Raw genomic sequence first — 25,591 nt, forward strand, 5'->3', positions numbered from 1 at the left:
CCCATGGCCGTTCAAGGACGACACCGTCTACTGCGAACCGGTGACTGGCCATTCGCTCGGCGCCCGAGTGGTCGCGCGCTGCTGCTCGGCGCGGTACTCGTTGCGGTTCTGATCACGGCGGTTGCCGTCATCAGTACGTCTCACCTGACCCGCGTGCAGTACGCCAGATTGCAGAAACTGGAAAACCAGCGCGACTCTCTACAGACCGAGTGGGGGCGACTGTTGCTCGAGGAGAGCACCTGGTCATCGCCGGCACGGATCGAAGCGTTGGCGAGCAAGCGCCTGGACATGCGCGTGCCGAGCGTCGATGAAGTGAAGGTGATTCATCCATGAGTGCGACGCGTCGCAGGCCACCGGGTAGATCGCGTCGGCCGGAAGGTCCGCTGGGCGCGGGGCGTTACTGGTTCATGCTCTTCATCATTCTGGTGGCCCTCTCCGCATTGGCCGGTCGTATCATCTATCTCCAGGTGATCGATCGCAGCTTTCTTCAGAATCAGGGCGACGCTCGCACCTTGCGGGTCGAGACCATCGGTGCCCATCGCGGAATGATCAGCGATCGCAACGGTGATCCACTGGCGATCTCCACTCCGGTAGTGACGCTGTGGGCCAACCCCAAGGAATTGCCTCACGATCCCATCCAGCAGACCTTGCTGGCCAAGGCGCTGAAGATCGACCCCCAGCAGCTCGAAGATCGGATCGAGCGCTATTCCGACCATGAGTTCATGTACCTGCGGCGGCAGTTGACGCCCGCCGCGGCCAAGCCCGTGCTCGATCTGCAGATGCCCGGGGTCTATTCGCGTGACGAGTACAAGCGCTATTACCCGGCGGGGGAAGTGGCGGCCCAGGTCGTGGGCGTGACCAATGTTGACGACAAGGGGCAGGAAGGGCTCGAACTCGCCTACAACCGTTATCTGACCGGTCAGCCGGGCAAGCGTCGCGTGCTCAAGGATCGCAAGGGGCATCTGGTTCGCGATCTCCATTTGATCGAAGAGGCCAAGCCGGGCGGCGATCTCACACTGTCGATCGATCTGCGTCTGCAGTACATGGCCTACCGGGAGCTGGCCGCGGGAATCCGCGAGAACGACGCCGATGGCGGCTCGCTGGTGATGCTCGATGCGCGTACCGGTGAGGTGCTGGCGATGGCCAATCTGCCCTCCTACAACCCCAACAATCGCGGTGATGTCGACGTTCGCGGGCTGCGCAACCAGGCGGTCACCGACGCCATCGAACCCGGCTCGGTGATGAAACCGCTGGCGATGTCGGCAGCGCTGGCTACCGACAAGTACACCCCGGATACCATCGTCGACACCACGCCGGGCTGGATGGTGGTGGACGGCTATACCATCAGCGATTTCCGCAATTACGGCAAACTCGATCCTGCGGGAATTCTGTTCCACTCCTCCAACGTCGGCATGTCGCATATCGCGCTGTCGCTGCCCCAGGACACCATCTGGAATCGTTATCGCGAACTGGGGCTGGGCCAGTCACCCGGCACCGGCTTCCCCGGTGAAAACAGCGGCAGTCTGCCGTCGCTGACCAATCTGCCGCGCAGCGTTCAGGCCGCCATGGCCTACGGTTACGGCATCGCCGTCACACCGCTGCAGCTGGCGAGCGCCTATACGGCCATCGCCAACGATGGCAAGCGCCTGTCACCGTCGCTGCTCAAGCTCGACGGTAGCCCCGAGAGCCAGCAGGTGATCTCGCCGACGATCGCTCATCAACTGCTCGGCATGATGGAAAAGATCGTGCAACCCAACGCCGGCGGCCACCTGGCGATGGTCCCGGGCTATCAGATTGCGGGCAAGACCGGCACCGTGCGCAAGGTCACGAGCTCCGGCTATCAGGAAAAGGAATATCGAGGCCTGTTCGCGGGTATCGCTCCGGCTTCCGATCCGCGAGTCGTCACCGTGGTGATGATCGACAACCCCAAGAAGGGTGACTATTACGGTGGCCTGGTTGCCGCGCCCGTGTTCAGCCGTGTGGTCGGCAGCGCCCTGCGCCTGCTCGATGTTCCGCCCGACGCCCCGTCCAAGGCGGAGAAACAGGAGGCGTCCCGATGAAAATCGATGCGACGCGGCTGGCGACAACGCTGGCCGAGCTGTGGCCGGATCTCGCCGTGGCGTCTCGCCTGGCGACCTGGCTGCCGGCGACGACCGAACTGAGGCTCGTGCAGGATAGCCGCCAATTGCAACAGGGCGATCTGTTTCTGGCGGTGCCTGGCGTCAGTGTCGATGGGTGTCACTTCATTGAAACCGCGTTGCAGGCCGGTGCCGTCGGCGTTCTGTGTGAAGCGGATGAGCTGGATTCGACTTGGCTGGCGGACGATCGCGTTCTGGCGCTGCCGGGATTGACGCGTCGTCTGGCCGCGCTGGGTCGCGGACTGTTTGCGGTGCCGGAGACGCTCAAGCTGATCGGTGTCACCGGCACCAATGGCAAGAGTTCCGTGACCCACTACATCGCCACGTTGCTGGAGGCGCTGGGCACGCCGGCGGGGGTGATCGGTACGCTGGGCTACGGCCGGCCGGACGCCATTCGTCCCGCGCTGCAGACCACGCCGGGGCCGTTGGCGCTGCAGCAGATGCTCGGCGAGATGGCGCGTGAGGGCGTCGAGGCCGTGGCAATGGAGGTTTCGTCCCACGCGCTGACTCAGGAGCGGCTGGGCGATACGCGGGTCGACGCGGCGGTTTTCACCAATCTGAGCCGAGATCACCTCGATTATCATGGCAGCATGGCGGCCTACGCTGCGGCGAAGGCACGGCTGTTCAAGAGAGAGTCGCTTCAGCTTGCCGTGGTCAACGGCGATGATCCCCTGGCGCGGCTGATGCTGGCCGGTCTGTCGTCCGGTGTTCGAGTGCTGGCGACGGGCAATGGCGAAGCGACGACGCTGCGAGTCGTCGATTGCGAAGCGCTGCCCAACGGTCTGCGCGCGATCGTCGCCACCCCCGATAACGAAGGCGTGCTCGAGCTACCGCTGATGGGCCGCTTCAATCTCGACAATACGCTGCTGGCCATGACCACGCTCTATGGCTTGGGCTATCCGCTTGAATCCCTGTGGCAGGCCGCTGGCGAACTTCGGCCGGTGCCGGGGCGCATGCAGCGTCTGCCACGAGAAGAAGGCGCGAAGGTGCCGGTGGTGGTGGTGGATTATGCCCACACGCCGGACGCGCTGGAGAATGCCCTGTCCGCCTTGCGCACGCACCTGCCCGCCGCGAACGGCGGCGAGCTGTGGTGCGTGTTCGGCTGTGGCGGCGATCGTGACAGTGGCAAACGTCCCCTGATGGCGGCGGCGGCCGAGACGCTGGCAGACCGGGTCGTGGTGACCGACGACAATCCGCGTAGCGAGGATCCACAGTCGATTCGCGATCAGATCGTCGAGGGGCTGTCGGAGACGGCTCGCGTGCGCAGCTGGTCCATCGCCGGCCGTGGCCAGGCGATCGAGCGCGTCATCGCCGCCGCCGGTCCCGACGACATCGTGTTGATCGCCGGCAAGGGCCACGAGGACTATCAGGAAATCGCCGGGGTGCGCCACGACTTCAGCGACATCGATGTCGCGGCGCGAGCCTGCCGGGCGCGGGAGGCAGTTCAATGAACGGCAGACTCAGTGCCATCGCCGCGCAGCTGGGTGCCACGCTGCGAGGGGCTGACGTCGAGTTCTCGCGGGTCGTTACCGACACCCGGGCGCTTTTGCCCGGTGACCTGCTGGTCGCGCTCGAAGGAGAGCGCTTCGATGCGCATGATTTTCTGTCCCAGGCGCGCGAAAAGGGCGCGGTGGGGGCGATCGTCTCCCGGCCGGTCGACGATCCGCTAACACAGATCGAAGTGCCGGATACGCGGCTCGCGCTGGGGCTGCTGGCGCGGGCCCATCGGCTGGCCTGGGATGGTCAGCTGATCGCAGTGACCGGCAACAGTGGCAAGACGACGGTCAAGGAGATGCTGGCGTCGATTCTGCCGGCCCGCGCCCCGACGCTTGCTACACGGGGCAATCTGAACAACGACATCGGCGCGCCGCTGACCCTGCTCGAGCTTAGCGCGGAGCAGCGCTATGCGGCGATCGAGCTGGGCGCCAATCATCTGGGAGAAATCGCCTGGACGACCGCGCTGGCCAAACCGCAGGTCGCCATCATCACCAACGTCACCGGCGCGCATGTCGGGGAATTCGGCGGGCTGGGGCAGATCGCCCAGGCCAAGGGCGAGATTCTTGCCGGACTGCCGGTCGACGGCTGTGCCGTGCTCGACCGCGACGAGCGCTACTTCCCGGTGTGGCAGGCGCTGGCCGGACGCGCCCGGGTGATCGATTTCGGTATCGATACCGGGGCCAGCGTCGTCGCCGATGATCTGGTTTGTGACGCGGCCGGGCGTTATGCTTTCACGCTTCACCTGCCGGGCGAGACGCCGGTGCGGGTCACGCTGTCATTGATGGGCCGGCACAACGTGCGTAACGCACTGGCCGCCGCGGCCGCGACGCACGCCCTGGGATTCTGTGGCGCGGAAATCGCCGCCGGGCTCGAGGCCTGTCACAGCATGGCCGGACGGATGCAGGCGCTCGACGGCATTCGCGGCTGTCGGGTGATCGACGATAGCTACAATGCCAACCCCGGCGCGATGCGAGCGGCGCTCGAGGTACTGGCTTCGCTGCCATCGCCGCGCTGGTGTTTTCTCGGCGCGATGGGCGAAATGGGGGCTGACGCCGAGCGCCTGCATGCCGAGGTCGGGCGCGCAGCACGCGACCTCGGCATCGAGTTTCTGGGCACGTACGGCGAACCCGCACGTGCCGCCATCAAGGCCTTCGGTGACGAAGGCCGTCATTTCAATGACTGGGCAACGCTCGAGCGTTTTGCCCAGGATCAGCTTCCTTCCCGGGCCAGCGTGCTGGTCAAGGGTTCGCGTAGTGCCGGCATGGAACGACTCGTTGCCGCACTGCGTGACGATGCCTCAAGGTGAATCTGACTCATGCTGCTTTTTCTGGCTGAACTGCTGACCCATTTTCAAAGTGCTTTCAATGTTTTCGGATACCTGACCCTGCGCGTGATTCTGGGCACGTTGACAGCGCTCTTTCTGAGTCTGTGGATGGGACCACAGATGATTCGACGTCTGGTCGAGCGTCAGATCGGCCAGGCCGTGCGTGACGATGGCCCACAGTCGCATCTGTCCAAGGCCGGGACGCCGACCATGGGCGGGGCGCTGATTCTGGTCTCGATTGCCGTGAGCACGCTGCTGTGGGGCGATCTGACCAACCACTACGTATGGCTGGTGCTGGCGGTGACGCTTGGCTTTGGCGCCATCGGCTGGGTCGACGACTACCGCAAGGTGGTCGAGAAGAACCCTCGTGGTCTGCCCGCGCGGTGGAAATACTTCTGGCAGTCGGTCATCGGGCTCGGCGCCTCGATCATTCTCTATTTCACCGCCGCGAGCCCGGTCGAGACCAGTCTGATCGTGCCGTTGTTCAAGGACGTGGTGATGCCGCTCGGCGTGTTCTACATCGTCGTGAGTTATCTGGTCATCGTCGGCAGTTCCAATGCGGTCAACCTGACCGATGGTCTCGACGGGCTGGCGATCATGCCCACCGTACTGGTTTCCATGGGACTGGCGGTGTTCGCCTACGCCAGCGGCAACGCGGTGTTCGCCAACTATCTGCACATTCCCGAAGTGGCGGGGGCCGGCGAGCTGGCGGTATTCTGCGGCACCATCGCCGGGGCCGGGCTCGGCTTCCTGTGGTTCAACACCTATCCCGCCCAGGTCTTCATGGGGGACGTCGGTGCGCTGGCACTGGGCGCGGCGCTGGGTATCGTCGCGGTCATCGTGCGTCAGGAAATCGTGCTGTTCATCATGGGCGGGGTGTTCGTGATGGAGACGGTGTCGGTCATCCTACAGGTCGGTTCCTACAAGCTTACCGGTCGCCGGATCTTCCGCATGGCGCCGTTGCACCACCACTTCGAACTCCAGGGCTGGCCGGAGCCGCGGGTGATCGTGCGCTTCTGGATCATCACCGTGATCCTCGTCCTGCTGGGGCTGGCGACCCTGAAGCTGCGTTGATGTCATGAGCGATCAGTCGGGGATTGAGCGAGTCGTATCGCGTTCGAAGAATGACGACGGAAGAGGGGCGATGCCCTGGCTGGTCGTCGGGCTGGGAATATCCGGCCGGGCGATCGCTCGGTTTCTGCAGCAGCGCGGCGAGCGCTTCGTGGTAGCCGACACGCGGGTAGCGCCGCCCGGCATCGACGCCTTCCGCGAGGCCTATCCGGACGTCGAGATTCATCTCGGCGATCTGGCGGGGCTGGATCTGTCGAGCTTTGCCGAGATCGTCGTGAGTCCCGGCGTCGATCTCGGCCGCAGCGGTCTGGCCGCGGTACGCGATCGCGTCATCGGGGAAATTTCCCTGTTCGCACGCCATTGCAAGGCACCGATCGTGGCGATTACCGGATCGAATGCCAAGTCCACGGTGACCACGCTGGTCGGGGAGATGGCTCGGGAGGCGGGCAGACGAGTGGCCGTGGGCGGTAATCTGGGCGATGCCGCACTGGACCTGCTGATCGATCATCCGGATGCCGAGCTATTCGTGCTCGAGCTGTCGAGCTTCCAGCTGGAGACGCTGGACGCTCTGGGCGCGAGCTGTGCCGCTTTCCTCAACCTGTCCGCGGATCATCTCGATCGCCATGGTGACATGGCCGGATACCGGCACGCCAAGGCGCGAATTTTCGAGGGCGCGGCGCATGTCGTCGTCAACGGCGAGGACCCCGCCACCTGGCCGGACGACATCTCATTGCTTTGCGAGCGCTTCACGACGCATTCGCCTGTAGGCGACGCCTGGGGGATCGCCAGTCCGGGTAGCGTGCCAGGGGAGGCGGAGGCCACGGGCGAGTGGCTGTGCCATGGCCAGCAAGCCTTGATGCCGGTCAGCGAGCTGCGCCTGGCCGGGCGGCACAACCAGGCCAATGCGCTGGCGGCGATGGCGATCGGACACGTCGTCGGCTTGTCGCTGGCGGTCATGCGCGGTGTTCTGGCCCGGTTTGCGGGCCTTCCCCATCGCGGTGAGATCGTCGCCGAGCGTGGCGGCGTGCGCTGGATCAACGACTCCAAAGGCACTAACGTGGGCGCGACCCTGGCGGCGATCGCCGGGTTGGGAGAAACCTTGACCGGGCGCTTGATCTGGCTGGGTGGCGGGGTCGGTAAAGGGGCGGATTTCGCGCCGCTGGCGGCACCGCTCGCCCGGCACGCTCGCGAGGCGATCGTCTTCGGTCAGGATGCGCCATTGCTGGTCTCGGCGCTGGAGTCGCAGGTAGCGACGTGGCGTGTCGAGACGCTTCTGCAGGCCATGCGCCGGGCGGCTTCGATCGCCGAGCCCGGAGACTGTGTGTTGTTGTCACCCGCTTGCGCCAGTCTCGATCAGTTTCCCAACTATCTGGCGCGGGGCGAATCGTTCCGGAAGATTCTCGATCAAGGACAGGAAGTCGCATGTTGAAAGCCATGTTGAGGACGTCGCAGGATCGGCTCACCACGCGGCATCACGCATTCGATGGCTGGCTTCTGCTGGCCACGCTTTCGCTGATGCTGATCGGCTGGGTGATGGTGACCTCCGCCTCGACCGAAATCGCCGCCAATCTGACCGGCAACCCTTATTATTTCAGCATTCGGCATGGCATTTTCGTGCTGGCGGCGATCGGGGTCGGCCTGGTCGCCGTGTGTCTGCCGCTGGACTGGTGGCGTCGAAAGGGGCCATTGATGCTGATCGGCGCGCTGCTGCTGCTGTTCTTGGTGCTGCTCGTGGGCCGCGAGATCAATGGTAGTCGCCGCTGGATCCCGCTGGGTCTCATCAATATTCAGGCCTCGGAAGTCGCCAAGCTCTGCTTGATCGTCTACGTAGCCGGCTACCTGGAGCGGTATCTGCCTGAGGTTCGCCGAAGCTGGGGCGCGTTCATGCGGCCGTTGGCGGTGATGGCTCTGATCGGCTTTCTGCTGATTCTGGAGCCCGACTACGGGGCCGTCGTGGTGCTGACCGGCTGCGTGATGGGAATGTTGCTGCTCTCGGGTGCCCCGTTGTGGCGATTCCTGCTGATCCTGGCCGTCGTCGGCTCGGGGGCGGTGATGCTGGCAGTGGCGGAGCCTTATCGTCTTCAGCGCATCACCAGTTTTGCCAACCCCTGGGCGGACCAGTACAACACCGGCTACCAGCTGACTCAGGCGCTGATCGCCTTCGGTCGCGGCCACTGGTTCGGCCTGGGGTTGGGCAACAGCGTTCAGAAGCTGTTCTATCTACCCGAGGCGCATACCGATTTCGTCTTCGCCGTGCTAGCGGAAGAGCTGGGACTGTTCGGCGCCATCGCGGTGATTCTCCTGTTCGCGCTGCTGGTGTTCCGCGCCTTCCGGATCGGGCGCAAGGCCGAGCTGGCCGGGAACCCGTTCGCGGCTTATCTCTGCTACGGCATCGCGCTGGTCATCGGCGCCCAGGCGTTCATCAACATCGCCGTCAGCTCCGGCATGCTGCCGACCAAGGGCTTGACGTTGCCATTGCTGAGTTACGGCGGCTCGAGCCTGATCATCAGCGGCATCATGATGGCCATTCTGTTCCGGGTCGACGCCGAAGTGCGGCGGCTGGGACGGCGTCCGACGCCCGACGACGATTCCCGTCCCGATTTGAATTCCCGTCCTGAAACCGACATCGGGCCGGGCGTCCGACCGGCGCGCGGCACGATGGAGCCCGATCATGAGTGAACTGAGGCGCGTCCTGATCATGGCCGGGGGCACCGGCGGGCACGTCGTGCCGGCGCTGTCGCTGGCCCGGGCCCTGCGCGAACGTGGTGTCACGGTAGAGTGGCTGGGAAGCCCGCGCGGGATCGAGAACCGTCTCGTTCCCGCTGACGGCATTCCGCTGAACCAGATCGATGTGACGGGACTGCGAGGCAAGGGGTTGGCCGGCTGGCTGGCGATTCCGTGGCGTTTGACGCGTGCCATCCGGCAGTCGCGCCGGGTGATCCAGCGATTCGACCCGCAACTGGTCGTCGGCCTGGGCGGATTTGCCAGCGGTCCCGGCGGGCTGGCGGCGCGATTGAGCGGCAAACCATTGGTCGTCCATGAACAGAATGCCGTCGCCGGACTCACCAACCGCTCACTGGCGCGGCTGGCGACGCGCGTCTACGCCGCCTTCCCGGGGGCGTTTCCCGGTGGCAAGGCCGAGGTGGTTGGCAATCCGGTGCGCGCGGATATCGCCGCGCTGGGCGAGCGGCCCCGAACGGCCGAGCAGATGAACGGCCGTGCGCTGCGCCTGCTGGTGCTGGGCGGCTCGCTGGGGGCGCAGTCGCTCAATCAGAAATTGCCGGAAGCATTGGCGGCGCTGACGTTGTCGCCGCGGCCCGAGGTTCGTCACCAGGCCGGGCGCGACAAGGACGATGGCACACGAGAAGCCTATCGCGCGGCCGGTGTCGCAGCCGAGGTCAGCGCTTTCATCGACGATATGGCCGAGGCCTATGACTGGGCGGATATTATCGTGTGTCGCGCCGGGGCGCTGACCATTGCCGAGCTGTCGGCAGCGGCCAAGCCGTCGTTGCTGGTGCCGTTTCCGCACGCTGTCGACGATCACCAGACCCATAATGCGCGCCACCTGGTCGAGGCCGGTGGCGCCGAGTTGATCCAGCAGGCCGAGTTGACCCCTGAACGTCTCCAGGCGGCGCTCGAGTCACTTTTACAGCCCGACGTGCTGGCGCGAATGGCGGTCCAGGCTCGGCGGGTAGCCCACCTCGATGCCGTCGATCGTCTGGTCGACGGCTGCATGGAGATCGATTTTGAGCGATAGCATTCAGACGCGTCCGACGCGATCGCATCTGGGCATGCGGCGCATCCGTGGCATCCATTTCGTCGGAATCGGCGGGGCCGGCATGTGCGGTATCGCCGAAGTCCTGGTCAATGAAGGGTATGAGGTCAGTGGCAGCGATCTTCGCGAATCCGCGGTGACGCAGCATCTGCGCCAGTGCGGCATTCGCGTGGCGATCGGTCATGCAGCGATCAACGCCGAGGGTGCCAATGTCATCGTGGTGTCGACGGCAGTCGATCCGACCAATCCCGAGATCCAGTGGGCGCGCGAGCATCGCGTTCCGGTCGTACGCCGGGCGGAGATGCTCGCCGAATTGATGCGCTTTCGTCATGGCATCGCCGTTGCCGGTACTCATGGCAAGACCACGACCACGAGTCTGCTATCGACGCTGTTCGCCGAAGCCGGACTCGATCCGACCTTCGTCATCGGTGGCAAACTGACCAGTGCCGGAACCAACGCGCGGTTGGGTAGCGGTGACTTTCTGGTCGCCGAAGCCGACGAATCCGATGCGTCTTTTCTCCATCTCCAGCCGATGACATCGATCGTTACCAATATCGATGCCGACCACATGGCGACCTATGATGGCGATTTCTCGCGGTTGAAGACGACTTTCATCGAGTTCCTGCACAACCTGCCGTTCTACGGTCGTGCCGTGCTTTGTCTCGACGATGACAACGTACGGGAATTGCTGCCCCAGGTTCAGCGCCAGTTCGTGACATACGGTTTCAGCGAAGAAGCCGATTATCGATTGAAAGACTTCCAGCAGACTGCCGAAACCATCCGCTTCGTTGCGGAACGCCCCGACGGCCTGGCTTCGCTGACCATCACGCTGGCAATGCCCGGTACCCATAATGCGCTGAACGCGCTGGCCGCGATCGCCGTGGCCACCGATGCGGGCGTCAGCGACGACGATATCGTCAAGGGGCTGGCGTCGTTCGGAGGTGTCGGCCGGCGGTTCCAGGTTCATGGCCATTACTCGCTGCCTAGCGGTGGCGAAGTGATGCTGGTCGACGACTATGGCCATCACCCGCGGGAAGTCGAGATGGTGATCCGTGCGGTGCGGGCTGGCTGGCCACAGCGTCGTCTGGTGATGGTCTATCAACCGCATCGCTACAGTCGTACCCGCGATCTCTACGAGGATTTCGTGCGCGTGCTTTCCGGCGTCGACACGCTGCTATTGCTGGATGTCTACGGCGCCGGTGAAGCGCCGATTCCGGGAGCCGAAGGCAAGACGCTGGCGGGATCGATTCGCCAGCGGGGCCAAGTCGACCCGCTGTTCATCGAAGAGAAGTCGGCCCTGCCGGCGATCCTGTCGCGGGTGTTGCGCCCGGGGGACATTCTGCTGACGCAGGGCGCCGGTGATATCGGCGGTATTTCCCAGCGACTCGCCCAGAGTGCGCTCCATCTCGACGAGGTGGACCTTTGAGCGAGTCACCAAGGATCGACAATGGGCGCGACGACGTCAGTATGGGGCGATCGACATGAACGCGAACGCGCGGGGTACGCTACTGGGTGTGCTCATGCTCGTCGTGCTCATCGGTGCCGGCGGCAGGGCGCTGTGGTTGTGGCTGGACAAGCCCATCGAACGGGTGTCGATCAGCGGCGACCTGAATTACGTGAGCGCGAGTTACCTGCAAAAAGAACTAGCGCCACTGGTGAGGGGACACACCTGGCTGTCTCTATCCTTGACCGATCTGCGCAACGAAGCGCGTCAGATCGGGTGGCTTCGAGAAGTGACAATCTCACGGGAGTGGCCGAATACCCTGCGCTTCGTGCTCTACGAACAGGATCCAGTCGCCCGCTGGAATGATGATCGGTTGCTCAACAGCCGGGGACAGTCGTTTGCCCCTGGGCCTGTGACCGATCTGGGTCGCCGGCTACCTGATCTCGGCGGCCCCAAGGGATCGGGTCGAGAAGTGCTGGGTTATTACGACTCGTTGCGCCGTACGTTGTCCAATCTCGGACTGTCGATCACCCAGTTGAGATTGGAACCTCGAGGCGCCTGGCGTTTTCAAGTCAATGATGGCGTGTGGGTGATTCTGGGACGTACCGACTTGGACGCACGACTGGCTCGTTTTATTGCTGCATGGAAGCGACAGTTAAGTGAGGAAGCGTCGCAGATACGCTACATCGACTTGCGTTATCCCAACGGAGTTTCAGTGGCGCGCCATGGTGAAACGACCGCGACGTCCGATGATTAGTCCTTGTCATCATGGTTCGTAAAGATGGCCTCGATCTCCCGGCTGGCGCATCCTGGAGAACATCACTCGGCAGTTGGACGGAAACAGTCGCAGGACTTTGGCCTCGTCCGACCCTCGTCGACATACTGCTATTGGCCCATTCTGTTATTTCTCGCGGCTGTAAATAGCCGCGAGCCTCCTTCCTTATTTCCCTTTTAAAGAAAAAGAGCTTAATGTGGCTTTTGTTTCAGTGATGGGCTGGTGAAAAAGGTCGACTTGTTCCTATAATAAGCGCGAGTCTTTGTTAGCCCATTTTTATCGGTTTACTGGTGAAGTTTGAGGAGCGACCCCGACCTATGGCAGGACAATCCAACGCTTCCAACATGGTGGTCGGGCTGGATATCGGAACATCCAAGGTGGTCGCCATCGTGGGGCAACCCACCGACGATGGCGGGTTGGAAATCGCCGGGATTGGTTCACATCCTTCTCGTGGTATGAAGAAGGGTGTCGTGATCAATATCGAATCAACCGTTCAGTCGATTCAGCGTGCCGTGGAAGAAGCCGAGCTGATGGCCGGCTGTGATATTCATTCCGTGTATGTCGGTATCGCCGGGAGCCACATCAGCTCCATGAATTCCGATGGCGTCGTGGCGATCAAGGAGCGTGAAGTCGCGCAGGCCGATATCGAGCGCGTGATCGACTCCGCCCGCGCCCGTGCCATCTCGGAAGGGCAGCGAGTGCTGCACGTCATCCCCCAGGAGTTCGCGATCGATACCCAGGAGGGGATCCGCGAGCCGCTCGGGATGTCCGGCGTACGCCTCGAGGCGCGCGTGCATCTGGTGACGGCGGCGATGAACGCCGTGCAGAATATTGAAAAATGTGTGCGACGTTGCGGTCTGGAAGTCGACGACATCATCCTCGAACAGCTCGCCTCCAGTCATGCGGTGCTGACAGAGGACGAGCGCGAACTCGGCGTGTGCATGGTCGATATCGGTGGTGGCACGACGGATATCGCCGTATTTACCGAGGGCGCCATTCGACACACCGCGGTGATCCCGATTGCCGGCGATCAGGTGACCAACGACATCGCGATGGCGTTGCGGACACCGACCCAGTATGCCGAAGACATCAAGGTCAAATATGCCTGCGCGCTGACACAACTGGCGAGCAGCGATGAAATGATCAAGGTTCCCAGCGTCGGCGATCGTCCGGCGCGGGACCTTTCGCGCCAAGCCTTGGCGGAAGTCGTGGAGCCCCGCTACGAGGAACTCTTCACTCTGGTGCGCGAAGAGTTGCGCCGCAGTGGCTATGAGGATCTGGTGGCGGCCGGTGTCGTGCTGACGGGGGGCACCTCTCGCATGGAGGGGGTCGTGGAGCTGGCGGAGGAGATATTCCACATGCCGGTCCGCATCGCCTGCCCGTATAACGTCCGCGGCTTGGCGGACGTGGTGCGTAACCCGATTTATTCGACAGGCGTTGGTTTGCTATTCTACGGAATGAAAGATTCCAAGCACTCTCGCGCAGTATCAGCCCAGCCTCAACGGGAAGAATTGCTTCCCCGGCGCGCAACCAGGGATGAGGTTTCGACGCTGGAGCGACTCAAAGGCTGGTTTAAAGGAAATTTCTGACAGGCCGCACGCGGTCTTGGAGACGGGGCAATGTTCGAACTAGTAGATAACGCACCTTCTAGTAGTGCAGTCATCAAAGTCATCGGTGTCGGCGGCGGCGGCGGCAACGCTGTCAACCACATGGTCGAGAGCAACATCGAAGGCGTCGAGTTCATCTGCGCCAACACCGATGCCCAGGCGCTCAAGCGCGTGGCGGCCAAGACCGTACTGCAGCTGGGTGGCGAGATCACCAAAGGGCTGGGCGCGGGAGCCAATCCGGATGTTGGACGTCAGGCCGCGATGGAAGATCGCGAGCGCATCGCGGAAATGCTGCAGGGTGCGGACATGGTCTTCATCACTGCCGGCATGGGTGGCGGTACCGGAACCGGTGGCGCGCCCGTCGTGGCCCAGGTGGCCAAGGAACTCGGCATTCTGACAGTCGCTGTCGTCACGCGGCCGTTCCCGTTCGAAGGTCCGAAGCGCATGCGCGCGGCGGAAGAGGGAATGAAGGAGCTTTCCGAGTACGTCGATTCGCTGATCACCATTCCCAACGAGAAGCTGCTGTCGGTGCTGGGCAAGAATGCCAGCCTGTTGACCGCGTTCAGCGCCGCCAACGATGTGCTGCTGGGCGCAGTCCAGGGAATCGCCGAGCTGATCACCAGCCCCGGTATCATCAACGTCGACTTTGCCGACGTGCGCACGGTGATGTCGGAAATGGGGATGGCGATGATGGGCACCGGCGCGGCGACGGGTGAAAACCGTGCGCGTGAAGCGGCTGAAAAGGCCATTCGCAGCCCGCTGCTCGAAGATATCGACCTTCACGGCGCCCGCGGCATCCTGGTCAACATTACGGCCGGTCCGGATCTCTCCATCGGTGAGTTCAACGATGTGGGGGCAACGGTTCAGGAATTCGCTTCACAGGATGCCACCATTGTCGTGGGTACCTCCATCGACATGGAAATGTCCGATGAGCTGCGGGTGACGGTCGTTGCTGCAGGTCTCGACGCGCAGAAAGAGAAGGCGGCTCCTCGCGAAACTGCGGCTTCACGTCCGGAAACGACCGACTATCGCAAGCTGCAGCAGCCGGCGGTCATGCGCCAGCAGGCAGCGCGTGCCGAGCAGGAAGCCGCGGCGAAGAAGCCCCAGCAGGACCGACGCAAGTCTTCGGATATGGACGACTATCTGGACATTCCGGCGTTCCTGCGGCGTCAGGCTGATTGATAGCTTTTTAAGCTGCCGATCATCATTCTGTAACGTCGATATGGTTGGTAGGCTATTGGTTTGGTGTTATAGTGAACACCGTTTCCAAACCATTTGACTGTTAGGTCGATGCCATGATCAAACAACGAACGTTGCAGAACACGATCCGCGCCACCGGCGTGGGGCTCCATTCCGGAGAGAAAGTGTATCTGACGCTGCGTCCTGCGGCGCCCAACACGGGCATCGTGTTTGTGCGTACCGATCTCGACCCGGTGGTGCACATTCCGGCTCACGCCGAGAGTGTTACCGATACCAATCTGTGCACCGCGCTGTCCAAGGATGGCGTCAAGGTAGCCACGGTCGAGCATCTGATGTCGGCGTTCGCGGGTCTGGGTATCGACAACGCCTATGTCGAGCTGAGCGCGCCGGAAGTGCCGATAATGGACGGCAGCGCCGGGCCGTTCGTCTTTCTGATTCAATCGGCGGGTATCGCCGAGCAGTCGGCGGCCAAGCGGTTCATTCGTATCAAGCGCGAAGTCACGGTCAATGACGATGGCAAGCAGGCGACCTTCCTGCCGCACAACGGCTTCAAGGTCAGCTTCGCGATCGATTTCGACCATCCCGTCTTCGAGCAGCAGAAGCAGACGGCCAGCGTCGATTTCTCTACTACCTCCTTCGTCAAGGAAGTGTCGCGCGCTCGAACCTTCGGTTTCATGCGCGATCTCGAATTCCTGCGCTCACAGAATCTGGCCCTGGGCGGCAGTCTCGACAATGCCATCGTTGTCGACGATTATCGCATCGTCAATCAGGACGGCTTGCGATATGACGATGAGTTCGTGAAGCACAAGATGCTGGATGCGATCGGCGACCTCTATCAGTTGGGTTGCAGTCTGATCGGCGAGTTCAAGGGCTACAAGTCCGGCCATGGACTCAACAACCAGCTCTGCCGCGAGCTGCTGGCTCATCCAGAGGCTTACGAAATCGTGACCTTCGAAGAGTCGACCCAGTCTGCGCCTATCTCTTATGCAGCGCCTGCCATGGCGTAATACGCCAGTCGTGATCTTTCACTCACGCGGCCGAGGGTGCCGCTGGGTTGGACGCCGATCTTCGGATCGGCGTCGTCGTGTCTGCGTGTTGGAAATCTCGGCGGTCATCATCGTCAGCTCGTGCGCTCAATTCGTACGGACGTCAAGTCCGTCTCCCGCGCTACGTCGGGGTTTCGTCGGCGGGCTCGGACGGCGCATCGGCATGAGACGCCAGTCGATTCAACGAGCGCTTGAGTGGAGAGTCATCGAGGTTTTCCGCGCAGTGGGAGAGCGCCTCGGCGCCGGCCGCCGACAGGCGTCGCGTGTGGCGCGGTACCGCCTTGACGGGGCGGATCGGGCGCACCTTCAGCGAAAATTTCATGATCGCCTCGAATCCCGGCAGCTGATGCAGCAGCTTGAGCAGGCGCGGCTGCTCGTAACGCAGCCAGGTCAGCCACGCGGCGCGATCGGTGATCAGTGTCAGCACGCCGTCGCGGTAGCCACCGACGTAAAGATGCTCGGCGACATCCGGCGGCAGCTGACGCCTCAGATGCGTCTGGGCGCGTTCGATCAGTGTCGCCATGCGCATGACGTCACCCAGCCCGCCGGGTTGTTCCAGCAGTCGGGAAACGGGCTGGGCTCGTAAACGCTTAGCCTTTATACTCATCGGCCTGCACGCAGTGGGAAATGTCCCGCTAAACCTATCACGACGCGGAGTTCGTCGACAGCATGACTTCGGCCAAAGCGCAGTCCGGTCAGCGCGGCGCCATCTGGCGCCCCCGGCAGCGAGCCCATTGGTGGCTGGCCAGCGTGCTGGTCGGTTGTCTGCTGCCTGCAGGTCTGCTCCACGCCGAGGCATTGCGGCTGGCCGAGCGCCTGACCCAGGTCTATCTGATGGCCCCGGAGGCCATTCGCGCGGAATCCCGGCGCGTCGCGCGCGTGGCTGCCAAGCGGCCGGTTCATCCGCAGGCCGCGGCGGCCCGAGCGCGACGCTCGTTCTATGTCGAACCCGCTATCTCCCTCAGCGCCGCACTGGATGTTATCTCCCGCCGCGGTCCGCCGGCTTCTGCCTGATCTCTGGTCATACGTTTCATCTCATCGGCAGCCGACGCGGCTCTCATTGTCGTGTCGTTGCTTCGGCGCAGTAAGAGAAACAGAGTTAGGCAGGAACCACATCATGTTGAATGGATTGCTACATAAACTGGTCGGCTCCAAGAACGATCGCGACGTCAAGCGCATGCGCAAGCAGGTGGTGGCGATCAACGAACTGGAAGCCACTTTCGAAGCGCTCGACGATGTCGCGCTCCAGGCCAAGACCGCCGAGTTCCGCCAGCGCCTCGCCGACGGCGAGAAGCACGAGTCGCTGCTGCCGGAAGCGTTCGCTACCGTCCGCGAGGCGAGTAAACGCGTTCTGGGCATGCGCCATTTCGATGTCCAGATGGTCGGCGGCATGTCCTTGAACGACGGCCGAATCGCAGAAATGAAGACCGGCGAAGGTAAGACCCTGGTCGGAACTCTCGCGGTCTACTTCAATGCCCTGCTGAGCAAGGGCGTTCACGTGGTCACGGTCAACGACTACCTGGCCAGCCGTGATGCCAACTGGATGCGCCCGCTCTACGAATTCCTCGGGATGAGCGTCGGCGTCATCGCCTCCGGCCAGCCCAACGATGAAAAGCGCCGGGCCTACGCCTGCGACATCACCTACGGCACCAACAACGAGTACGGTTTCGACTACCTGCGCGACAACATGGCGTTCTCGATGCAGGACAAGGTCCAGCGCCCGCTGCACTACGCGATCATCGACGAGGTCGACTCGATCCTGATCGACGAGGCACGGACGCCGCTGATCATCTCCGGCCCGGTGGAAGAGAACGTCGAGCTCTATCGCACCATCCACACGCTTTCCAAGCAGCTCGAGCAGTGCACCGACGAGGAAGACCCGAGCACCGGCGACTTCCTGATCGACGAAAAGCAGAAGCAGGTCGAATTGACCGAGGAAGGGCATCAGAAGGTCGAGGAACTGATGCGCGAAGCGGGCCTGCTGAAAGCCGATGAATCGCTCTACGCCGTGCAGAATCTCGGCCTGCTGCAACATATCCACTCCGCGCTGCGTGCGCGCTGTCTCTATCATCGTGACGTCGACTACATCGTCGCCGACGACAACGTGGTCATCGTCGACGAACATACCGGCCGCACCATGCCGGGGCGGCGCTGGTCGGAAGGGCTGCACCAGGCGGTCGAGGCCAAGGAGGGGGTATCGATCCAGCGCGAGAGTCAGACGCTGGCTTCTACCACTTTCCAGAACTATTTCCGTCTCTACGAAAAACTGGCGGGCATGACCGGTACCGCAGATACCGAAGCCTTCGAGTTCAACCATATCTACGGTCTCGACGTGCTGGTGATCCCTACCAACCGTCCCCTGGCGCGCCAGGATCTCAACGATCTGGTCTACCTCAGTGCCGAAGAGAAATACGCCGCGATCATCGAGGACGTCAATACCCAGCGCGAAGCCAACCGGCCGGTGCTGGTGGGTACCGCGTCGATCGAGACTTCGGAATATCTCTCCAAGCTGATGCAGGCGAAGAAGATTCCGCACAACGTGCTCAACGCCAAGCAGCACGACAGCGAAGCGGAAATCATTGCCCAGGCCGGCCGCCCCGGTGCGATCACCCTGGCCACCAACATGGCCGGTCGTGGTACCGACATCATGCTGGGCGGTAACTGGGAGGCCGAGGTCGCCAAGCTCGAGAATCCGAGCGAGGAACAGATCGCGGCGATCAAGACCGAGTGGCAGCAGCGCCACGACGCGGTGCTCGAATCCGGCGGCCTGCACGTGATTGGCTCCGAGCGTCATGAGTCGCGACGTATCGACAACCAGCTGCGCGGGCGTGCCGGCCGTCAGGGCGACCCCGGTTCGACGCGATTCTTCCTGTCGCTGGAAGACAGCCTGATGCGCCTGTTCGGCTCCGACCGCGTGCAGCGCTTGATGGGCGCCTTGGGGCTCGAGGAAGGCGAGGCGATCGAGCACAAGATGGTGTCGAATGCGGTCGAACGGGCGCAGAAGAAAGTCGAAGGCCGCAACTTCGACATCCGTAAGCAGTTACTGGAGTACGACGACGTCTCCAACGACCAGCGCCGAGTGATCTACGAGCAGCGCGACGACATTCTTGCCGCCGACGAGATTTCCGATAACGTCGCCAGCATTCGTGACGAGGTGCTCGAGCAGACCATCTCCGACTACGTGCCGCCGCAGAGCCTGCCGGAACAGTGGGAACTGGCCGGGCTTCAGGATCAGCTCAAGCAGGAGTTCAATCTCGACCTGCCACTGGTGCAATGGGCGGAAGAGGACGACAACTTCAACGAGGAAGTGCTGCGCCAGCGCCTGCACGATCAGCATCGCGGGCTGTATGTCGCCAAGGTCGAGGCGATCGGTGGCGACATGATGCGACGCTTCGAGAAGCAGGTGATGCTTCAGGTGCTGGACACCCGCTGGAAGGAACACCTGCAGTCGATGGATCACCTGCGCCGCGGCATCCACCTGCGGGGCTACGCGCAGAAGAACCCCAAGCAGGAGTACAAGCGCGAAGCGTTCGAGCTGTTCCAGTCGCTGCTCTATAACATCAAGCACGACGTCACGCGAATTCTGAGCCACGTCCAGGTACGTCGCCAGGAAGAGGTCGAAGATCTCGAACGCCAGCGTCGCGAAGCGCTCGAGCGCGAAAAGGCCTCCAGTCAATCGGTGCACGAAGATGCCGTGGCCGCCGCTCAGCAGACGGCCGAAGGGGCCGAGCCGGAAACCGAAGCCGGGGACGAGAGCGCCCAGCCTGTCCGTCGCGAGAGCCCCAAGGTCGGCCGTAACGATCCTTGCCCGTGCGGTTCCGGCAAGAAATTCAAGCAGTGCCACGGCACGCTCAGCTGAAGCGTGGCGGGCTCGGCGCGAGTCGGGCCTTTCAAGGAGAATCGAGATGGCCGTAGGTAAGTCAGTATTCCCGGAGATGCCAGCCATCGGGGGCGTGCGCCTGGGCACGGCGATGGCCGGGATCAAGAAGCCGGATCGGCGTGACCTGGTGGTGATCGAGATACCGGAAGGCGCTGCGGTCGCGGCGACGTTCACGCGCAACGCCTTCTGTGCCGCGCCGGTACAGGTGGCGCGTGATCACTTGCAGCAGTCCGCGCCGCGCTATCTGCTGATCAATACCGGCAACGCCAATGCCGGAACCGGTGCTCGCGGGCGTCAGGATGCCGAAAGCTGCTGTGCCTCGTTGGCCGATCTGGCCGGGGTTGATGCCGCTCAGATACTGCCGTTCTCGACCGGCGTGATCGGCGAGCCTCTGCCGGTGCCGCGCATCGTCGGCGGGATGTCGGCGGCAATGGAATCGTTGGACGAAGCCGGATGGGCACTGGCCGCCGAGGGCATCATGACCACCGATACCCGGATCAAGGGCGCTTCGGCTCAGGTCGAGCTCAGCGGCGGCACCGTCACGATCAACGGCATCAGCAAGGGCTCGGGCATGATCCAGCCCAATATGGCGACCATGCTGGGTTTCGTCGCCTGCGACGCGACCGTCGAGGCGTCGAAGCTTCAGCAGTGGCTGCGCGAATCGGTCCAGGTCTCGTTCAATTCGATCACGGTGGATTCCGATACCTCCACCAACGACGCCTGCACCCTGATCGCCACGGGCCGCGGCGCACCTGTCGAGTCTGCCGACGACGAGCGACGTTTCCGTGAGGCGCTGACGGCGGTATTGACCGAGCTGGCACAGGCGATCATTCGCGATGGCGAGGGCGCGACCAAGTTCGTCACGCTCGACGTCGAACAGGCGGCCAGTGTCGACGAGGCTCGCGCGGTCGCGTTCACGGTGGCGCACTCGCCGCTGGTCAAGACCGCGCTCTACGCCTGCGATGCCAATTGGGGGCGGATTCTCGCCGCCGTGGGGCGCGCGCCGGTGGAGGGCCTCGATGTCGAGCGTATCGTCATCGATCTCGGCGGCGAACGCCTGGTCGAACACGGTGGACGTGCCGACAGCTATACCGAAGAGATCGGCAGCCGGGTCATGGCTCAGGAGGAGATCCCCATCCGGATTCGGCTTGGTCGGGGCACGGCCAGCGCGACGGTCTGGACCTCGGATCTATCCCACGATTACGTATCGATCAACGCGGACTACCGCAGTTGAGCGATTCCGGACGATGCGCGCCATGTCGACCTCGCGGGTCAAGAGTAAGTTCTGTCTGAAAAAATCGGCGAGCGCAGGCATTTTCGAGACAAAGCGTAAACACTGCAGTGGTACGAGAGACTGAGCAAAATGATCAAAAGACGGGTCCATGTAGCGGCAGCAGCCGTCATTCGCGGCGACGGACGGGTGCTGATCGCCAAGCGTCCGGCAACGGCCGATCAGGGCGGTCTGTGGGAGTTCCCCGGGGGCAAGCTGGCGCCCTATGAGACCGGATTGGAGGCGCTTAAGCGGGAGCTGAGCGAGGAGCTCGGCATTCAGATCCTGCGCGCCCAGCCGCTGATCCGGGTGCATCATGAATACCCCGACAAGCATATCCTGCTGGACGTGTGGCAGGTGCGCGAATACGACGGCGATCCTTACGGCCGGGAAGGCCAGCCGGTGCGCTGGGTCGATGTGGATGACCTGCCCAACTATCCGTTCCCGGCGGCCAACCTGCCGATTCTGCAGGCGGTGGCGCTTCCCCAGGAGTATCTGATTACCGCGGAAGAAGCGGACGATACGGTCTTTCTGCAGCGGCTCGAACGGGCGCTGAAGGAAGACAATGTCCGGCTGGTGCAGCTGCGCGCCAAAGGCCTGGACGACGCCGCCTATCAGGCAAGGGCGGAAAAAACCCTGGAACTGTGCCGGCGCTACAGGGCCAAGCTGCTGTTGAATGCCGATCCCGAATGGCTGCAGCGGGTCGATGCCGACGGCATTCATCTGACCAGCGCGCGGCTGATGGCGCTCAAGCATCGCCCGATCCCCGGCAACAAGTGGCTGGGCGCCTCGACGCATGGTGACGAGCAGCTGGTTCAGGCGGGTGCGATCGACTGCGATTTCGTCACGCTTTCACCGCTGGCGCCGACACCGTCGCATCCCGATGCCGTCACCATCGGCTGGCACGATTTCCAGCAGATGGTGGAAACAGCCGCGATGCCGGTCTTCGCGCTGGGCGGCATGACTCGCCATCACGCCAGTCAGGCCCGCGCGGTCGGCGCTCAAGGCATCGCCTCGATCCGCGATTTCTGGCGCAACGATTCCTGAGCCACGAGCCACGAGCCACGAGCCACGAGTCAAAATGAAGACGCCGCACCCACTGGGTGCGGCGTCTTCATTGTTGGCCACGGACTTGCGCTGTGGAGAGTTGCGCTGTGGAGAGTTACGCTGTGGGAAGCGTCGGTACTCTGGGTATGAACGGACTATTCGCCGCGCTCGAGGCGATCGATCAGTTCGTCGAGTTCGGTTTCATCCATGTGCGGTTCGCCGGCGATACGGTGGGAGCCGTCGGCCCAGGCGCCGAGATCGAGTAGCTTGCAGCGTTTCGAACAGAATGGCCGATAGAGATTTTCGGTCGTCCAGGCGATCGGTTTCTGGCACTGAGGGCAGGGTACCGTCAACGGCTTCTTGCCGGAGGCGGGATCGGAACCTGGGGCTGCATCATTACTGGGGTCGTTACGTCGGGTCATGGCGAGAGGTGTCGTGTCGGTGGCTTTCGTGTCGGAGATTGACGCGGCGGCTTGGGTATCGGCCGCTATCGTTCTCGTGAACGAGCCAGTTGACGATAGCGGATATCCAGCCGGGCGACCTGTTCGAGTAGATGTTGGTGATCGCGTCCATTGTCGATGACGTCATCGGCGGCTGCAAGACGACGTTCCCGCGGGCTCTGGGCGGCCATGATGGATTCAACCTGACGTCGATCGACACCATCGCGTGCCAGGGTGCGGGAAATCTGGAGTTCCTGCGGCACGTCGACCACCAGAATGCGATCGACCAGCTCGCGCTGCCCCGACTCGATCAGCAGCGGCGAGACCAGCAGGCAGTACGGCGCGCCGCTGCCGGCCAGCCGTTCCAGGTGTCTCATCAGGCCCTGACGGATACGCGGGTGGGTCTCGTGTTCCAGCCACCGGCGTTCCGCCTCGTCGTCGAATATTCGAGTGCGGAGAGCGCGCCGGTCGAGTGTGCCGTCCGGCTGCAGGATCCTCGGGCCATAGCGGTCGACGATAGCGGCCAGTGCCGGCTCGCCCGGCATGACGACTTCCCGCGCCACCTGGTCGGCATCGACCCAGCCAATGCCCAGGTCGCCAAAGGCATCCGCCACTGCGCTCTTGCCCGAGCCGATCCCGCCGGTCACGCCAACGATCAGCGTGACGATTCCCGCTTCGGCTTGCCTGTCGTCGGTGCTCATTGCCAACCTCCCATCAGCAGCGCCTGATAGCCGGCCAGCAGCGGTGCGCCGACCAGCAAAGAGATCCAGCCGGCCAGCGCGAGATAGGGGCCGAACGGCATCGATTGGTCGCGATTCTGCTGACGCAAGGCGATCAGGATCAAGCCGACGATCGCGCCGACACCCGCGGAAATCAACAGTAGTAGCGGTAGATTCTGCCAGCCGAGCCAGGCGCCGAGCGCCGCCATCAGCTTGAAATCACCGTAGCCCATCCCTTCCTTGCCGGTGGTCAGCTTGAATAGCCAGTAGATCGCCCACAGCGACAGATACCCGGCGGCCGCTCCCAGCACCGCGCTTGCCAGCATCAGCGGATCGAACAGCCATTGGTAGAGCAGCCCGGCCCAGAGCAACGGCAGGGTCAACGCATCCGGCAACAGCTGGGTTCGCCAATCGATTACGGCCATGGCCAGCAGGGTCAGACAGGCGCCGATCAGCCAAAGGCTCTGCCAGCTCAAACCGTGCAGCGCGATAACCGCCACCGTCAGCAGCGCCGCGGCCAGTTCGACCAGCGGATACTGGGCGCTGATCGACGTGCCGCAGGCGGCACAGCGGCCGCGACGCTTGAGCCAGCCGATCAGCGGCAGGTTGTCGTGCCAGGCGATGAAATGCCCGCAGCCGGGGCAGTGCGACCGTGGCGTCGCCAGATTGTAGGGCGCATCGGCTTCCGTCGGCTGCTCCAGCGCTGCCAGCGCCTCGGCCCGCCAGCGGCGCATCAGCATCACCGGCAGCCGCACGATGACGACATTGAGAAAGCTGCCAAGCGCCGCGCCGAATAGAAACGCCAGCGGCCAGAGAATCAGAGGGGGAAGGTCGGACAACGGAAACTCCACGAACATCGAATAAATAGTCAGCGCTAAGGGTAACGCATATGAAAGCTGGCTTTTGAGTGCGCTGAGGTCGAGATTCATTGTCGAGCGCTTTTGCCGCTAGGCGCCCGACGCCGAGAACCCGTCGCGGACGCGGTTGTCCGTGAGGATTTCGAGGTGGCGGGCAACAACGCGGCGGATGCGCGCAGTCATGAATAACAACCTAAATGGCGGAACCCATCTGGAAAATAGGCAAATACATCGACACGACCAGCCCACCGACCAGCGTCCCCAGTACCACCAGAATGAACGGCTCCAGCAGCGAGGTCAGCGCGTCGACCTGGTTGTCGACCTCCTCCTCGTAGAACTCCGCCACCTTGTCGAGCATGGTATCCAGTTCGCCCGCTTCCTCGCCGATGCTGACCATCTGAACGGCCATCACGGGAAAAATTTTTGTCCGACGCATGGCAAAGTTGAGCTGCTGGCCGGTGCCGACATCTTCGCGAATTCTGGCAATCGCCCGCTGGTGGACCCGGTTGCCGGTGGCGCCGGCGGCCGTGTCGAGCGCCTCGACCAGCGGAATGCCGGCATTGAACGTTGTCGCCAGGGTCCGCGAGAACCGCGCGATCGAGCCCTTGTCGACGATATTGCCGATGACCGGCAGCTTGAGCACCAGTTGATCGGCACGATAGGCGAAGGCCGGCGAGCGTTTCATCGCCTGGCGTAGTCCGAACACGATCGCCGCGGCGGCGAGAATCGCCTGCCACCAGTAGGCCTGGGTCAATTGGGAAAGATGTACCGTGAACTGGGTAAACGCCGGCAGCTCGGCGCCGAAGCCGTTGAACAGGCTCTGGAACTGGGGAACCACTTTGACCAGCAGCAGGGCGGTAACACCGATGCCCACCAGCACCACCGCGGTCGGGTAGTAGAGCGCTTTCTTGACTCGGCCCTTGAGGATCTCGACCTTTTCGCGGTAGCTGGCCACGCGTTCGAGCATCTTGTCCAGAGCGCCGGCCTGCTCGCCGGCGGCGACCATGTTGACGAACATGCGGTCGAATCGCGAGGGATGCTTGGTCAGCGCTTCCGAGAAGCTGGCGCCGGCGCTGATATCGTTGGCCAGCGTCTCGACCAGATTGCGCATGGCCGGATTCTTGAGGGTTTCGGCGACGACCTTGCAGCCCTGCAGCAGCGGCACGCCGGCACGAATCATGGTCGCCAGCTGACGCGAGAACAGCGTGATGTCCTTTGACTTGATCCGGCCCAGACCGAACATCCCGGTCTTGCGGGTGATCCGTTTGACGATGATCTTCTGGCGGGTCAGCTCACTGCGCACATCCGCGATTTCGCTGGCGATCAGCTCGCCGGAAACCGCTTCGCCACGCAGATTCTTGCCGCGCCACTGCCAGCGGTGCATCACCACTCGCTTGGGTGATTTAGAGGGCCTCAACGGTCTGGCTGACTTGAGCGTGGTCGCCATGCGTGCGTTCCTGACAGTGAATCGATGAAAAGAGGATGCGAGGCCTTCGGTGGC

Annotated in this window: 22 protein-coding genes; 17 read left to right on the forward strand and 5 right to left on the reverse strand. The window is 63.1% G+C overall.

Annotated features, from left to right (window positions below; translation table 11 throughout):
- Positions 1-3 precede the first annotated feature (3 nt).
- From ftsL to lpxC, 13 genes are all read left to right on the forward strand, one after another.
- Complete coding sequence (gene ftsL / locus ACUN9V_RS03005) at positions 4-333, forward strand: cell division protein FtsL (protein ID WP_445510270.1); 330 nt, start codon at positions 4-6, stop codon at positions 331-333.
- Entirely contained in the window at positions 330-2,060 is a 1,731-nt protein-coding gene (locus ACUN9V_RS03010; protein ID WP_445510271.1) for a peptidoglycan D,D-transpeptidase FtsI family protein, read from the forward strand. Before ftsL ends, ACUN9V_RS03010 begins: the two co-directional genes overlap by 4 nt.
- Positions 2,057-3,589 carry a UDP-N-acetylmuramoyl-L-alanyl-D-glutamate--2,6-diaminopimelate ligase gene (locus ACUN9V_RS03015; RefSeq protein WP_445510272.1) on the forward strand — a complete coding sequence of 511 codons (1,533 nt, stop codon included), beginning with the start codon at positions 2,057-2,059 and terminating at the stop codon, positions 3,587-3,589. The genes ACUN9V_RS03010 and ACUN9V_RS03015 overlap by 4 nt, the downstream gene beginning before the upstream one ends.
- Positions 3,586-4,941, forward strand: coding sequence for a UDP-N-acetylmuramoyl-tripeptide--D-alanyl-D-alanine ligase (locus tag ACUN9V_RS03020; RefSeq protein ID WP_445510273.1), 1,356 nt, complete (start codon positions 3,586-3,588; stop codon positions 4,939-4,941). The genes ACUN9V_RS03015 and ACUN9V_RS03020 overlap by 4 nt, the downstream gene beginning before the upstream one ends.
- Positions 4,942-4,950: 9 nt before the next feature.
- Positions 4,951-6,033 (forward strand): phospho-N-acetylmuramoyl-pentapeptide-transferase, encoded by a 1,083-nt coding sequence (gene mraY, locus ACUN9V_RS03025; RefSeq protein WP_075563134.1) that lies wholly within the window; start codon positions 4,951-4,953, stop codon positions 6,031-6,033.
- Between the two features lie 70 nt (positions 6,034-6,103).
- Entirely contained in the window at positions 6,104-7,459 is a 1,356-nt protein-coding gene (gene murD, locus ACUN9V_RS03030; RefSeq protein ID WP_445510274.1) for a UDP-N-acetylmuramoyl-L-alanine--D-glutamate ligase, read from the forward strand.
- Entirely contained in the window at positions 7,453-8,709 is a 1,257-nt protein-coding gene (ftsW, locus tag ACUN9V_RS03035; protein ID WP_445510275.1) for a putative lipid II flippase FtsW, read from the forward strand. The genes murD and ftsW overlap by 7 nt, the downstream gene beginning before the upstream one ends.
- A complete protein-coding gene (gene murG / locus ACUN9V_RS03040) occupies positions 8,702-9,787 on the forward strand; it encodes an undecaprenyldiphospho-muramoylpentapeptide beta-N-acetylglucosaminyltransferase (protein WP_445510276.1) in 1,086 nt (361 codons plus the stop codon). The genes ftsW and murG overlap by 8 nt, the downstream gene beginning before the upstream one ends.
- 34 nt (positions 9,788-9,821) lie before the next feature.
- On the forward strand, positions 9,822-11,231 hold the full coding sequence (murC, locus tag ACUN9V_RS03045) for a UDP-N-acetylmuramate--L-alanine ligase (RefSeq protein WP_445510364.1): 1,410 nt from the start codon (positions 9,822-9,824) through the stop codon (positions 11,229-11,231).
- Between the two features lie 55 nt (positions 11,232-11,286).
- On the forward strand, positions 11,287-12,006 hold the full coding sequence (locus ACUN9V_RS03050; RefSeq protein ID WP_075563138.1) for a cell division protein FtsQ/DivIB: 720 nt from the start codon (positions 11,287-11,289) through the stop codon (positions 12,004-12,006).
- A 335-nt stretch (positions 12,007-12,341) separates the two neighbouring features.
- Entirely contained in the window at positions 12,342-13,613 is a 1,272-nt protein-coding gene (gene ftsA, locus ACUN9V_RS03055; protein WP_445510277.1) for a cell division protein FtsA, read from the forward strand.
- A gap of 30 nt (positions 13,614-13,643) precedes the next feature.
- Entirely contained in the window at positions 13,644-14,813 is a 1,170-nt protein-coding gene (gene ftsZ, locus ACUN9V_RS03060; RefSeq protein WP_075563140.1) for a cell division protein FtsZ, read from the forward strand.
- A 113-nt stretch (positions 14,814-14,926) separates the two neighbouring features.
- Positions 14,927-15,838, forward strand: coding sequence for a UDP-3-O-acyl-N-acetylglucosamine deacetylase (gene lpxC / locus ACUN9V_RS03065; RefSeq protein WP_445510278.1), 912 nt, complete (start codon positions 14,927-14,929; stop codon positions 15,836-15,838).
- A gap of 160 nt (positions 15,839-15,998) precedes the next feature.
- On the opposite strand, the gene ACUN9V_RS03070 is transcribed toward lpxC, so the two are convergent.
- Positions 15,999-16,484 carry a DUF721 domain-containing protein gene (locus ACUN9V_RS03070; protein WP_075563142.1) on the reverse strand — a complete coding sequence of 162 codons (486 nt, stop codon included), beginning with the start codon at positions 16,482-16,484 and terminating at the stop codon, positions 15,999-16,001.
- Positions 16,485-16,546: 62 nt separating this feature from the next.
- Between ACUN9V_RS03070 and ACUN9V_RS03075 the strand changes: the two genes are divergently transcribed.
- The 4 genes from ACUN9V_RS03075 to ACUN9V_RS03090 all read left to right on the forward strand — a co-directional run bounded on the left by ACUN9V_RS03075 (position 16,547) and on the right by ACUN9V_RS03090 (position 22,074).
- Positions 16,547-16,891: a hypothetical protein gene (locus ACUN9V_RS03075; protein ID WP_439285001.1), complete on the forward strand. Its 345-nt coding sequence runs from the start codon at positions 16,547-16,549 to the stop codon at positions 16,889-16,891.
- Positions 16,892-16,994: 103 nt separating this feature from the next.
- Positions 16,995-19,736: a preprotein translocase subunit SecA gene (gene secA / locus ACUN9V_RS03080; protein ID WP_445510279.1), complete on the forward strand. Its 2,742-nt coding sequence runs from the start codon at positions 16,995-16,997 to the stop codon at positions 19,734-19,736.
- Between the two features lie 46 nt (positions 19,737-19,782).
- A complete protein-coding gene (argJ, locus tag ACUN9V_RS03085; RefSeq protein ID WP_445510280.1) occupies positions 19,783-20,991 on the forward strand; it encodes a bifunctional glutamate N-acetyltransferase/amino-acid acetyltransferase ArgJ in 1,209 nt (402 codons plus the stop codon).
- Between the two features lie 129 nt (positions 20,992-21,120).
- Positions 21,121-22,074: a Nudix family hydrolase gene (locus tag ACUN9V_RS03090; RefSeq protein ID WP_075563146.1), complete on the forward strand. Its 954-nt coding sequence runs from the start codon at positions 21,121-21,123 to the stop codon at positions 22,072-22,074.
- Between the two features lie 155 nt (positions 22,075-22,229).
- Here ACUN9V_RS03090 and yacG read toward each other — a convergent pair whose 3' ends face one another.
- From yacG to ACUN9V_RS03110, 4 genes are all read right to left on the reverse strand, one after another.
- Positions 22,230-22,496, reverse strand: a complete 267-nt coding sequence (gene yacG / locus ACUN9V_RS03095; protein ID WP_083627885.1) for a DNA gyrase inhibitor YacG — start codon at positions 22,494-22,496, stop codon at positions 22,230-22,232.
- Positions 22,497-22,561: 65 nt separating this feature from the next.
- Complete coding sequence (gene coaE, locus ACUN9V_RS03100) at positions 22,562-23,215, reverse strand: dephospho-CoA kinase (RefSeq protein ID WP_445510281.1); 654 nt, start codon at positions 23,213-23,215, stop codon at positions 22,562-22,564.
- Positions 23,212-24,072 carry a prepilin peptidase gene (locus ACUN9V_RS03105; protein WP_445510282.1) on the reverse strand — a complete coding sequence of 287 codons (861 nt, stop codon included), beginning with the start codon at positions 24,070-24,072 and terminating at the stop codon, positions 23,212-23,214. Before ACUN9V_RS03105 ends, coaE begins: the two co-directional genes overlap by 4 nt.
- A 211-nt stretch (positions 24,073-24,283) precedes the next feature.
- Complete coding sequence (locus ACUN9V_RS03110) at positions 24,284-25,537, reverse strand: type II secretion system F family protein (protein WP_445510283.1); 1,254 nt, start codon at positions 25,535-25,537, stop codon at positions 24,284-24,286.
- Positions 25,538-25,591: the final 54 nt, after the last annotated feature.

It is taken from the genome of Salinicola sp. V024 (genome assembly GCF_052645315.1).